The sequence below is a fragment of the Haloarchaeobius amylolyticus genome (assembly GCF_026616195.1).
Lineage (GTDB): Archaea > Halobacteriota > Halobacteria > Halobacteriales > Natrialbaceae > Haloarchaeobius > Haloarchaeobius amylolyticus.
Genome location: NZ_JANHDH010000001.1, coordinates 522246 through 533824 on the forward strand (window position 1 = coordinate 522246; position 11579 = coordinate 533824).

General features: G+C 66.1%; 12 protein-coding genes and 1 tRNA gene. 9 read left to right on the forward strand and 4 right to left on the reverse strand.

The window, feature by feature from the left end:
• The first annotated feature begins 7 nt into the window (after positions 1-7).
• Entirely contained in the window at positions 8-835 is an 828-nt protein-coding gene (locus NOV86_RS02760; protein ID WP_267639700.1) for a hypothetical protein, read from the forward strand.
• Positions 836-848: 13 nt separating this feature from the next.
• Here the strand turns inward: NOV86_RS02760 and NOV86_RS02765 are convergent, their stop codons facing one another.
• Together NOV86_RS02765 and ppk1 are read right to left on the reverse strand one after the other, a co-directional pair.
• Complete coding sequence (locus tag NOV86_RS02765) at positions 849-1010, reverse strand: DUF7331 family protein (protein ID WP_267639701.1); 162 nt, start codon at positions 1008-1010, stop codon at positions 849-851.
• 173 nt (positions 1011-1183) lie between these two features.
• Positions 1184-3655 carry a polyphosphate kinase 1 gene (gene ppk1 / locus NOV86_RS02770; RefSeq protein ID WP_267639702.1) on the reverse strand — a complete coding sequence of 824 codons (2472 nt, stop codon included), beginning with the start codon at positions 3653-3655 and terminating at the stop codon, positions 1184-1186.
• A 241-nt stretch (positions 3656-3896) separates the two neighbouring features.
• Between ppk1 and NOV86_RS02775 the strand changes: the two genes are divergently transcribed.
• The 5 genes from NOV86_RS02775 (at position 3897) to NOV86_RS02795 (ending at position 7783) form a co-directional block, all read left to right on the forward strand.
• Positions 3897-4775, forward strand: a complete 879-nt coding sequence (locus tag NOV86_RS02775; RefSeq protein ID WP_267639703.1) for an NOP5/NOP56 family protein — start codon at positions 3897-3899, stop codon at positions 4773-4775.
• Positions 4772-5452, forward strand: a complete 681-nt coding sequence (locus NOV86_RS02780; protein WP_267639704.1) for a fibrillarin-like rRNA/tRNA 2'-O-methyltransferase — start codon at positions 4772-4774, stop codon at positions 5450-5452. Before NOV86_RS02775 ends, NOV86_RS02780 begins: the two co-directional genes overlap by 4 nt.
• Before the next feature lie 51 nt (positions 5453-5503).
• Positions 5504-6586, forward strand: a complete 1083-nt coding sequence (locus NOV86_RS02785) for a glutamate--cysteine ligase (RefSeq protein WP_267639705.1) — start codon at positions 5504-5506, stop codon at positions 6584-6586.
• 69 nt (positions 6587-6655) lie between these two features.
• Positions 6656-7246 carry a helix-turn-helix domain-containing protein gene (locus NOV86_RS02790; protein ID WP_267639706.1) on the forward strand — a complete coding sequence of 197 codons (591 nt, stop codon included), beginning with the start codon at positions 6656-6658 and terminating at the stop codon, positions 7244-7246.
• Between the two features lie 48 nt (positions 7247-7294).
• Positions 7295-7783, forward strand: coding sequence for a phosphopantetheine adenylyltransferase (locus tag NOV86_RS02795; protein ID WP_267639707.1), 489 nt, complete (start codon positions 7295-7297; stop codon positions 7781-7783).
• Positions 7784-7792: 9 nt separating this feature from the next.
• Here the strand turns inward: NOV86_RS02795 and NOV86_RS02800 are convergent, their stop codons facing one another.
• On the reverse strand, positions 7793-8101 hold the full coding sequence (locus tag NOV86_RS02800; RefSeq protein WP_267639708.1) for a transcription initiation factor IIB family protein: 309 nt from the start codon (positions 8099-8101) through the stop codon (positions 7793-7795).
• Positions 8102-8185: 84 nt separating this feature from the next.
• Here NOV86_RS02800 and NOV86_RS02805 point away from each other — a divergent pair.
• Positions 8186-8269, forward strand: a tRNA-Leu gene (locus NOV86_RS02805).
• Between the two features lie 994 nt (positions 8270-9263).
• Here NOV86_RS02805 and NOV86_RS02810 read toward each other — a convergent pair.
• Positions 9264-9776 (reverse strand): hypothetical protein, encoded by a 513-nt coding sequence (locus NOV86_RS02810; protein WP_267639709.1) that lies wholly within the window; start codon positions 9774-9776, stop codon positions 9264-9266.
• A 370-nt stretch (positions 9777-10146) separates the two neighbouring features.
• On the opposite strand from NOV86_RS02810, the gene NOV86_RS02815 reads away from it, so the two are divergent.
• Both NOV86_RS02815 and dacZ read left to right on the forward strand, forming a co-directional pair.
• On the forward strand, positions 10147-10662 hold the full coding sequence (locus NOV86_RS02815) for an archaellin/type IV pilin N-terminal domain-containing protein (RefSeq protein WP_267639710.1): 516 nt from the start codon (positions 10147-10149) through the stop codon (positions 10660-10662).
• Between the two features lie 65 nt (positions 10663-10727).
• Positions 10728-11540, forward strand: a complete 813-nt coding sequence (gene dacZ / locus NOV86_RS02820; RefSeq protein WP_267639711.1) for a diadenylate cyclase DacZ — start codon at positions 10728-10730, stop codon at positions 11538-11540.
• The last annotated feature ends 39 nt before the right edge of the window (positions 11541-11579 follow it).

Below are 11579 nucleotides of genomic sequence, written 5' to 3' on the forward strand. Positions count from 1 at the left end.
AGGGTATATGGACGAGCGGACGCTGGCACGACTCCACGGCCCACATGCCGTCTTCCGCCGGATGGTGTCGATGGCGGGGGTCAAGCCGGACCGGAGCGCGGACCCATACTACGACGAGATGTACGTGCGCGTCCACGAGGACCGTATCGAGACCCCGGCGGGCAGCGTCGACTCGTCGCTGGCGACGTACGGGACCGTCTCGACCGACGTGCTCCCGGGTAGCGAGGTGGCACACGACGGCCCGGTGACGGCCATCTTCGACATCCGGGAGACGCTCCAGTGGCTCGGGTGGGTCGCCACCGACCCGACCGACGACCTCACCGTCGAGTTCGTGGGCGACCCCGAGACCGGGAACGCCTCGGACCTGCAGGTAACGAACGGCCGGGTCACCGCCCACATCGACTGCTATCGCGACCCGGAGCTGTTCGAGCAGATAACCATGGAGCTGCCTAGACGGTTCACCGCGGACGAACGGTTCCGGCTGGAGGACGGCTCGCTGGCGCCGACCGTGGTCGAGACGACCGCCGAGTCGATGCAGCGCATCGCGGCCGGCGTCGAACTCGACTCGCACCTCTCGTCGTACCCGTTCGTCGTCGAGGACGGCGAGTTGCGCCTCGTCCTCGAGAACCGCCAGTACACCCGGGCGGCCGGGACACTGGAGGCGACCGTCGAGGGACCGGACGTCGCCAACGAGTACGACGAGGCGTTCGCGGCGCTGTTCGACGCGGTCTCCGGGGACCTGACGGTCCAGACCGGCCCGGGCGAGCCGCTGGTCGTGGTGCAGGAACGGCCGGCGTTCACGCTGCGCTACGCGGTGATGCCGAAGGTCTGGTAGAAGGCGGCCCGCCTCAGCTGGGTCGCGCGAGGTCGAGTGTGTAGTCGGAGCGGATCCACGCGTCCCCGTTCTTGGAGTCGTAGATTTCTACGTGTCCCTCGTCGGTGTCACGTGCTCTGTAGCGGTTGTTGATGTCTGGCGGGCCGGTCTGGGTCTCGTCGTTCGTACTGTTCATGGGTTGTTGCGCGGTCGCCCGCGTCTATGCTAATTGATACCGATGACCGCGTAGGTATAAGCCTTCCGGGGTGACTGGTTCCGCGGATATCGAGAATATAATGGTCACTAAGGTCGGCCGGTCGTGCCCCGGCGAGAGGCTACCGAAGCACCTCGCGCACCGGGAGACGGCCCCTACTCGTACTCCTCCCGGAGCCGCTGTGCCGCGCCCTGCCGGGACTTGAAGTACCGGCGCTTCCCGTCCCGGGTCCGGACGGCCCAGTCGTAGTCGTTGCTCTGTGGGACGTACCAGTGTTCGTCGTGGGTCTGGAAGACGGGCGGGAGCGCCTCGCCACCGTCGTTCCCGACGGTCGCTTCGGCCTCCGCCGTGTCGGCCTCCGCCGGTTCGTTGTCGGCAGGTTCGGCGTCGGCAGGTTCGCTGTCGGCGCGCTCGGCCTCGTCGTCGACCGGTTCGACGAGCAGGTCGAGGTCGTGGTCGTGGCCGTCGCCGTCCATGGCGATTCCGAGGTCCGAATCGCGCGAGACCGCCCGCAGGGTCGCCGCCATCAGCCGGTCCTGGGTGTCCCGGACCGGTTCGCCGTCGGCCGGCGTCACCTGTTCGTAGGTCCCGTCGCTCTGCATGAGCCAGCGACGACGGTTGTCGGTGAGTTGCGTCTCCAGGATGAACCGCAGCTGCCTGCGGATGTCCCGGCTCTCGACGGGGGTCACCGCCTCGACGCGGTGGTCGAGGTTCCGGGTCATCCAGTCGGCCGACCCGATGTACCACTCGGGGTCGCCGCCGTTGCGGAAGTAGAAGATGCGCGAGTGCTCGAGGAACCGGCCGACGATGGAGTGGACGGTGACGTTCTCGCTGATGCCCTCCAGCCCGGGCCGGAGCCGGCAGATGTCCCGGACGATGAGGTCGATGTCGACGCCGGACATGGAGGCCCGGTACAGCTCCTCGACGATATCGGGGTCCTCGAGCCCGTTGATCTTCACGACGATGCGGGCCTCCTCGCCCCGGCGGGCGCGCCGTGCCTCCCGCCGGATGCACTCGGTGAAGCGCTCGCGGAGGTTCACCGGCGCGATGAGGAGCTTGCGGAACTGCTCGTCGAGGGTCGGGCCGGTGAAGAAGTTGAAGACCTTCGTGAGGTCCTGCCCGGTGTCGCGGTCGGTCGTGAGGATGCCGAGGTCGACGTAGCCCTTCGCGGTCTCGGAGTGGTAGTTCCCCGTGCCGACGTGGGAGTAGATCTTCACGCCGTCGGCCTCGCGCCGGACCACCAGCGCGGTCTTGGTGTGGGTCTTCAGCCCGACGGTCCCGTAGGCGACGTGGATACCCTCCTCTTCGAGCTTGCGCACCCACTCGAGGTTGTTCTGCTCGTCGAAGCGCGCCTTCAGCTCGACCATCACCGCGACCTGCTTGCCGTTCTCGGCCGCGTCGATGAGGCTCTGGATGATCTTCGAGTCGCTGGCGGTCCGGTAGATGGCCGCCTTCACGGCGAGGACGTTCGGGTCCTCCGCGGCCGCCTCGAGGAAGCGCTGGACGGTGCCCTCGAAGGAGTGGTACGGGTGGTGCGCGAGGATGTCCCCCTCCTGTATCTCCTCGAAGATGTTCACCTCCTCGTCCTCCTGTCGGCCGAATGGGTCGCGTTCGGCCTGCAGCCGGGGGTGTGGCTGCGGGGTCCACTCGTCCAGTTTCAGGTCCGGGCGGTCGAGGTCGGCGATGTCGAAGAAGTCCCGGAAGTCGATGGGGCCGCGTCGGCGGTACACCTCGCGGTCGGACAGGTTCAGTTGCTCCTTGAGTATCTCCAGCGAGTACTCTGGCATGTCCTCGGCGACCTCGAGCCGGACGACGGTCGCGAACCGGCGCTGCTCGATGACCTCCTCGATCATGTCGATGAGGTCCTCGGCGACCTCCTCGTTCCGCCGGACCTCGGCGTTCCGGGTCACGCGGAACTTCGAGACGTCCCGGATGTCGATGTTCGGGAGGAGCAGGTCGATGTTGGCCTCGATGAGGTCCTCCAGCAGGACGTAGCTCTGCTCCTCGCCGGGCACGTCGACGAGGCGGGGCTGGTTCTGTGGCACCTTGATGCGCGTGAAGGTCACGCCCTCGTCCGCCTGTGACTCCGAGAGCACCGCCAGCGAGAGCGAGAGGTTCGAGATGAACGGGAAGGGGTGTGCCGGGTCGAACGCGAGCGGGGTGAGCGTCGGCTGAATGGACTCCTGGAAGTACTCGCGTAGTTCCTCCTGCTGGCCCGGCGAGAGCGCGTCGTGGTCGTAGAAGTCGATGCCCGCCGCCGAGAGCGCCGGTTTCAGCTCGGTCTGCCAGGACTCGGCCTGGCGCTCGAACATCGGGCGCGCCGCGTCCACCACCTCCTCCCACTGCTCTTGCGGGGTGCGGCCGTCGGGCGAGCGTTCCGTGACGCCGGCGTCGATCTGCTGTTTCAGCCCGCCGACGCGCTTCATGAAGAACTCGTCCGTGTTCTTCGTGAAGTACGCCAGGAACCGGAGGCGTTCCAGCGGCGGGTTCCGGTCGTCGAGCCCCTCGTGGAGCACCCGTCCCTGGAAGGCCAGCTCCGACAGCTCGCGGTTGAGGTAGTACTCGCTGTCGGTCAGGTCGACGCCCGCCGGCGACCACGTGGTCGCCGCCTCGTCGTCCTCAGGCATGCGTCCGGCCACCTCGCGGCCGGGGCTCGGAGCCGCCGGCACTCGTGGTATCGGTCGTCATTGTCGTAGTAGACGGCGATTACACGGATGAAACCTTTGGGAAGCGTATACTTTCGGGAAAATAACCATACATGAGGCTATTTACCGATATATCGTCCTCGGGAGTGGCTAGACCCGCCCACCGGCCCAACCACTCGCGGTATCGGGACGCCTTTACAGACCGGGCGTATACGACCGCCACATGAGCGAGGACGCACCGGGGTCGGGCTGGTTCGCCGGCCTGGACCGCGACGAGACGGACGCCGCCGCCGACGCCATCCGGTCCGGCGCCGCGGCGGCACCCGCGGACTGGCCGGCACAGGCCGTCGAGTCCGGCTTCGCGGCGGACGAGGACGACTACTACGCGGCGCTCCACGAGGCGACGGTCACCGCCACGCGGGCCGCCGCGACCGAGCGCGAGCGCGCCGGCGACCAGCAACTGGTCCACGCGGTGCGGGCGATGGACGACTGCCTGCGCACCGCGAACGAGCTGGCCGAGCGCACCAGCGAGTGGGCGAACGCGCTGTTCGACGACGACCGGGCCGGCATCCAGTACGCCCGGGACCTCGCCGGTCGCAACCCGGCCGGCCCGGACGAGACGCAGGTCGTCTCGCTGGCCGAGCGCGTCGTCGCTCTGGCCAACGAGGCGGACGACCTGGAGTCCTACGTCGAGACGCGGGCACCCGAGGTCGCGCCGAACCTCGCGGCGCTGGCGGGGCCGGTGCTCGCGGCGCGGCTCATCTCGCTGGCGGGCGGGCTGGAGTCGCTGGCGAAGAAGCCGAGCGGGACGGTGCAGGTCCTCGGCGCGGAGGACGCCCTGTTCGCCCATCTGCGGGGACACGCCTCCTCGCCGAAGCACGGCGTCATCTTCACCCACGAGTACGTCCGCGGGACGCGCCCGGAGGACCGCGGGTCGGCCGCCCGCGCACTCGCCGGGAAGTTGAGCATCGCGGCCCGCGTGGACCACTACTCCGGCGAGCGCAAGCCCGAACTCGACGCGGAACTCGACGAGCGCATCGCGACGATACAGGCACGTGCCGAGGACGGTGCCGCCGGCGCCGACGGGGGTGACGGCGAATGACGCTCCCTGAAGGCGTCCCCGCGAGCGAAGCGAGCGGGGGCTCGTCGGGCCGTCTGCCCGACGGCGTCGAGCGACGCACCATCTCGGGCGACGAGCGGCTCGCGACGAAGGGGACGCCGGTCTACGGCGAGCCGACCGACGGCGAGTGGCGCGCGTGGGACCCGGGTCGCTCGAAGCTCGGGGCGCTGTTCGCCCGCGAGGTCGACACCGGCCTCGCCGGCGGGGACACGGTGCTCTACCTCGGGGCGGCCAGCGGGACGACCGTCAGCCACGTCGCCGACTTCGCCGGCCCCACCTACGCGGTCGAGTTCGCGGCGCGCCCGACCCGGCAGCTCGTCGGCGTCGCCGAGGACCGCCCGAACCTGTTCCCGCTCCTCAAGGACGCCCGCAAGCCCGACACCTACGCCCACGTCGTCGAGAGCGAGGTCGACGCCATCGTGCAGGACGTGGCGACGCGCGGGCAGGGCGAGGTCGCCTGCCGGAACCGGCAGTTCCTCGCGGACGACGGCCGGCTGGTCGCGGCCATCAAGGCCCGCAGCGAGGACGTGACCGGCGACCCGAGCGACGTGTTCGACGCCGTCCTCTCGGACATGAAAGAGGAGTACGAGATACTCGCGACCGAGCGACTCGACCCGCTCCACGACGACCATCTCGGCGTCGTGGCGCGTCCGCGGTAGGAACGCCCGACTCCAAACGGCTTTTTAGTTGTCGCCGCGAACCACGGTCCGATGGAGCGAGGGTCGCCTGACGTGTTCGCCGAGGAGGGAACGCTCGGTATCGAGGAAGAGTTCTTCGTCGTCGACGAGCGTGGCCGCCCCGTCTCGGGGAGCGACGCACTGGTCTACGAGGGCGACCCGCCGGAACTCCTCGAGGACCGCATCGACCACGAGCTGTTCAAGACGGTCATCGAGACGCAGACGCCGAAGTGCGAGTCGCTCGCGGAGGCCTCGGACCAGTTGCACGCGGTCCGCGAGGCGCTGACGGGGTACGCGGCCGAGCACGGCTACCGGGTCGCGGCCGCGGGGCTGCACCCGGCCGCGAAGTGGCGCGAACTCGAGCACGCCCAGAAGCCGCGCTACCGGGCGCAACTCGACCGCATCCAGTACCCACAGCACCGGAATACGACGGCAGGGTTGCACGTCCACGTGGGCGTCGACGACGCCGACAAGGCGGTCTGGGTGTCGAACGAGCTGCGCTGGTACCTGCCCGTGATGCTGGCGCTCTCGGCGAACTCGCCGTACTGGAACGGCTTCGACACCGGGCTCGCCTCGGCGCGGGCGAAGATATTCGAGAACCTCCCCAACACGGGGATGCCGACCCGATTCGCGGACTTCGAGGAGTACCAGCGCTTCGAGAACCTCCTCATCGACACCGACTCGATCAACGACCGCGGCGAGCTGTGGTACGACGTGCGCCCGCACTCGGCCCACGGGACCGTCGAGGTCCGCGCCCCCGACGCGAACGCCGACCCCGACGTGGTCATGGCGTTCGTCGAGTACACGAAGGCGCTGGTCGAGGACCTCTCGGCGCGCTTCGAGGACGGCGAGACCGGGACCGGCGAGGAGGGGCTGCGCCGGGAAGTCCTCGACGAGAACAAGTGGCGGGCCATCCGCCACGGCCACGACGCCGCCTTCGTCGCGCCCGACGCCTCCGGCACCGTCTCGCTCGGCGAGGTCGTCGACACCGAGTGCGAGCGCCTCGGCGTGACCGGCATCCGCGAGATATACGACGACGAGAGCGGAGCGAGCCGACAGCGTCGCCTCCACGAGCAGGAGGGGCTCGACGCGGTGTGCGAGTCGCTCGTGCTCTGAGCAGGCCGGGCGTGCCACCCGAGCAATGGGTTTTTACTGCCAGGTTCCTTTTGTCCTTCTTGAGAGGACATGTCTGCGGACGATACCACTGATTCCGAGGACCACGGGACAGAGAGCGACGCCGGCGAGGAGCGAACCCCCCGCGAGCGCATCGAAGAGGGGCGCGACCGCGCCGTCGAGGGCTTCGACCAGGGGCTGGTCGACCTGCTCTCCTGGGTGCTCGACACCGAGACGCGCGCGAAGATCTACGTCTTCCTGCAGAAGCGGCCGGGGAGCACGAGCGAGGAGATCGCCCAGGGCACCGGCCTCTACCCGAGTACGGTCCGTGAGGCGCTCGCGGCCCTCCACGAGGAGGAGGTCGTCCACCGCGAGAAGCGCCAGAGCAAGGGCGCGGGCAACAACCCCTACGAGTACACCGCCATCCCGCCGAGCGAACTCGTCAGTGGCATCGTCGGGCAGGTCCAGGAGGAGCTCAACACCGTCTTCAACCTCGACAAGATGCTCGACCGCGAGGGCCACGAGGCGGACGACGAGCGCACCAGCGAACCCGTGACCATCACCGTCGAGGAGGTCGACGACGGGGACGACGAGGCCGACGAGTCCGACGCCGAATCCGACGACGCAGGCGCCAGCGACGACGGCTCCACGTCCGCCGAGTAACCTGCTGTTTCCGACTCTTTTATTGCGAGGGCAGGCATTGCACCGTCCATGAAGGTTGCGCTGGGCGGGACGTTCGACCCCGTGCACGACGGCCATCGTGCCCTCTTCGAGCGAGCGTTCGAACTCGGAGACGTCACCGTCGGACTGACGAGCGACACGCTCGCCCCGAAGACACGGAACGTCGACCGGTACGTCCGGTCATACGACGAGCGAAAGCGCGACCTGGAGGCCGAACTCGCCGCCATGTCCCGGGGCATGGAGCGCGAGTTCGAGGTCCGCGAACTCACCGAACCCACGGGCATCGCGACCGAACCCCAGTTCGACTACCTCGTCGTCTCACCCGAGACGGTCGACGGCGCCAGAAAGATCAACGAGATCCGCGAGGACCGCGGGCACGACCCCCTCGAGATAGCGGTCGTCGACCACGTGCTCGCCGAGGACGGCGACATCATCTCCAGTACCCGCATCGTCAACGGCGAGATCGACGAACACGGGAACCTCACGCCCGAGCGCAAGGGCCGCGAAGCCACCCGCTGAGTTCGCTCCTCACCACGACGGCGGTTCGAGCCCTGCCGATTCGAGCACGTCCTTCCACCGTTGCTGGATGGACAACCGCGAGACGCCGGCAGCCTCGGCCACCTCCGTCTGTGAGCGCCCGTCGCTCGCGATGAGCGCCCCCGCGTAGAGACTCGCCGCCATCGCCGGTTTCTTCGACCGCTCGGACTCCGGCACCGACGAGAGAAAGAGGTCCACCGCGTACGACCGCGCGTCAGCGTCGAGTTCGAGCCGGTCGGCAGCGGTCTGGAGCTCGGCCAGCCACTCCTCGTTGTCCACCCGGTCTCGTGCGCTGTACATACCCCGCCGTACTGCCTTCGGGGACTTAAACCACCGGACCGAACCCGACAGGTTCTTACTTTCCAGCGGAAAAGTCGGAGTCGCGCGTGGGTAGCCAAGCCAGGAAACGGCGCAGCGCTTAGGACGCTGTCTCGTAGGAGTCCGCCGGTTCAAATCCGGTCCCACGCATTGCTGCCGCGAACAACTCGTGAGCGGCAGCAATCGGACGGACCGGATTCTGAACCAGCGAGCGAACGAAGTGAGCGAGTGAGGTTCAAATCCGGTCCCACCTGTTCGGCCCTGTCGAACCTCTCAATAGGTGATAGATTTCAGTAGCTCTGCTGGATAGAGGGCGCGAATCGGTCACGGATGGATTGCCTCTGGCAGGTAATCCAGAAATGGCTGACATACCCCAAAGGATTCATCGTAGTACGCTGTTCGTGCGGCTATGAAACGTCGGACAGTATTGGCCTCGTTCGGGACAAGTGTGGTCGCAATATCTGGATGTACTGTCCTTGGTTCGGAGGGTTCAGGTCCAGAGTACCTCGATCAGGAGCCGATAGTTTACTACCGAGACGATTTGAGACTTTCACTCACCGATCGCCCTGTCCATCTGGGGGACACCATCGAGTTCGAAGTCACGAATACCAGCGATTCGTCCGTCTCCCTGGGATGTAAGAACCCATGGGCACTCCAATACCAGACCAGCAAGGGGTGGAAGCACGTGACATGGACGGGAGAGCGGTTCTATCAACTCTGCCTGACTCAACTCGGAGCTGGGAAGTCACGCACTGAGCAAATTACCCTCTCAGAGCAGGCACTAGAAGTCAACGCATCCAACCTCCAGCAGCCATTGACCGAGGGGGCATACCGGTTCGTCCTGATAGGGTCTGCTCCATATTTAGCTATTCAATTTAATGTCGTTGGCTGAAATCGAAGCAGGTCGAACCAATCTGCGCCCTGCTGACTGCATCCTCTGTATCTTGCGCGCCGTTACTGACAGCTCGCCGGTCCTCGGTCAAGGTCGTGATGAATACAGGGCGCGAGTCGGCCGAGAGTGAATCGCTACGAGTGGCACGCTGAACCAGTCCTGCGGGGTTGTTCTGGTTGACTACCAGCGAGAGACCACGGCGATCGTCATCAGCACTGGACCGATTCTAACGCCGAAAACCAGGAACCTACACTAGGCCGAGGTCGATGGCGGTGACGACATCTCATCACCATCCTCTCGGTGGGTAGACCCTCGTATCCCGGCGATTCCGGCGCCGAAAAGGAGAGATCCACCGGCGATGAGCATGAAGGGCTCTGCGCCGAGAATGAACATGACGGGCTCCCCAGACCTTCGGTAGGTCGTTTCCGTGAAAAGCGGATAGGGGAGCGCATTCCAGGCGATAATAATCGTCCGGAACACCTCGAATAGGACGATTCCTCCTCCCACAACTGGCACGACGGAGAGACGCTTCCTCCGGATGGACAAAGCCGCCCCAACAACCCCAACGGCTCCTACTCCTGCGAGCAACCACTCTCGCCGACCGAGTGCTTCCCCACCGGCGTTAATCGTCCCCTGGTACCCCGGTGCAACGTGGAAAATCCCCTGCTGTACCCCGACAATCACCGTCACGAAGCCAGCTACCGAGAGGATTATTGCATTGACACCGTGGGTATTGAGGAGTCGACTCGTTCTTCCAAATCTCATATATCGAATATATACGGAAGAATAGTATAAACACCAGGGTCAGTATGCGGGTCCACCGTCGATGATGGAGTCACCCTCTGCGTGTGTCACCTGAATTCTGGTAGGCTCTAGAGACTTCAACAGAGCTACCTGTTCTGGAACCCCAGTCACCGACTGCGCAGCCCAGGTCTGTTTCGCTGCGAAGCGCAAGCGGAGCGAGTGAGGTTCGAATCCGGTCGCACCGGTCCTCTCGACACACCCGACACTCCTGCCACAGAGACTCTTCTTGCACACGTCACGTCCGGATAGGAATCCTTCAGCAGGCCTGACACACTATCTCACGGCTGAATCGGCCACCAGAAACATATATCGAAACGACGAGTCTTCGGGCATGCAATCGAGGCGGGGTGTCTCGTCGGTCGTGAGTACGGTGCTCATGGTCGGCATCGTACTGATAATGGCCGTCACGGCGAGCGTGTACGCGCTGGACTTCGCGGACGAGAAGCGCCAGCCGTCGCCGCAGATGCACGCGAACCTGGAGCCGGTCTCGGCGAGCGACGGGACGGTGGCGGTGACGGTCAACGGGGGAGAGAAACTGGAGATGCAGAACCTGGAGGTGGTCATCCGGAACCACGGCAACGACAGTCAGGTCCGGCTGGTCGCGTTGCGGGCGTCCGGGAGCGCTCTCACGTCGGCCAACCTCGAAGGGGTCGAGGGGATGGTGAACAAATCGAGCGCGGAGGGCGAGCTCGTCACGACCGCGTCGACGGACGGCGTCCTGGCCGCGGGCGAGCGGCTCGCGGTCGATCTGCCGAACGTGACCCAGGGCGACCGGGTGACGATACTGGTGGTGCACGTGCCGACGAACAGCGTCATCTGGCAGGAAAGTACGAACACGACCGCCTGAAAGAGACGGGGCCCTTCGTACCAAGCCCACAAACCTTTTTCACCCCGGGTTAGTTCTTACGCCCAATGGCGAACCTGGGCGAGCTGTTCGGCGAGATACTCGCAGACGTCGACGCGATAGTGCTCTTCTCACCGAGTGGCTCGTATTTCGAGCGCTTCTCGGAGCTGGAGGAGCCGGAGGTTGTCGTCGTCGGGACGGAGAACACGGTCGACGCCGATTCGTTCGTCGAGTTGCCACTCGAGTTCGAGAACGTCGCCGAGCGGGTGCGCTTCGGACTCGAGGGGGCGCTCGACGCGGGGCTCCTCGACGACGGGGACGTGTTGCTCTGTGCGACGAGCGTCTTCGACAGTGGTATCGACACCATCTCGCGGGTCAGGGCCGACGCCTCGAAGCAGTCCGGCGTGTACGACCTGTTCTCGAACTCCCGGGCCGAGCCGAACGTCATCAAGAACGTGCTCGAGCTCGCGGTCGAACTCGGGAAGAAGGGCCAGAAGGGCAAGCCCGTCGGCGCGCTGTTCGTGGTCGGCGACGCGGGGAAGGTCATGAACAAGTCTCGCCCGCTCTCGTACAACCCCTTCGAGAAGAGCCACGTGCACGTGGGCGACCCCATCGTGAACGTGATGCTGAAGGAGTTCTCCCGACTGGACGGCGCGTTCGTCATCTCGGACTCGGGGAAGATCGTCAGCGCCTACCGCTACCTCGAACCGTCGGCGGAGGGCGTCGACATCCCGAAGGGCCTCGGTGCCAGGCACATGGCCGCGGGCGCGGTGACGCGTGACACGAACGCGACGGCCATCGTGCTCTCCGAGAGCGACGGACTGGTTCGGGCGTTCAAGAGCGGCGAGTTGCTGCTCGAGATCGACCCGGAGGACTACTGACGATGCTCGGGTGGCTGTCGACCGCGGGCCGAGCGGACA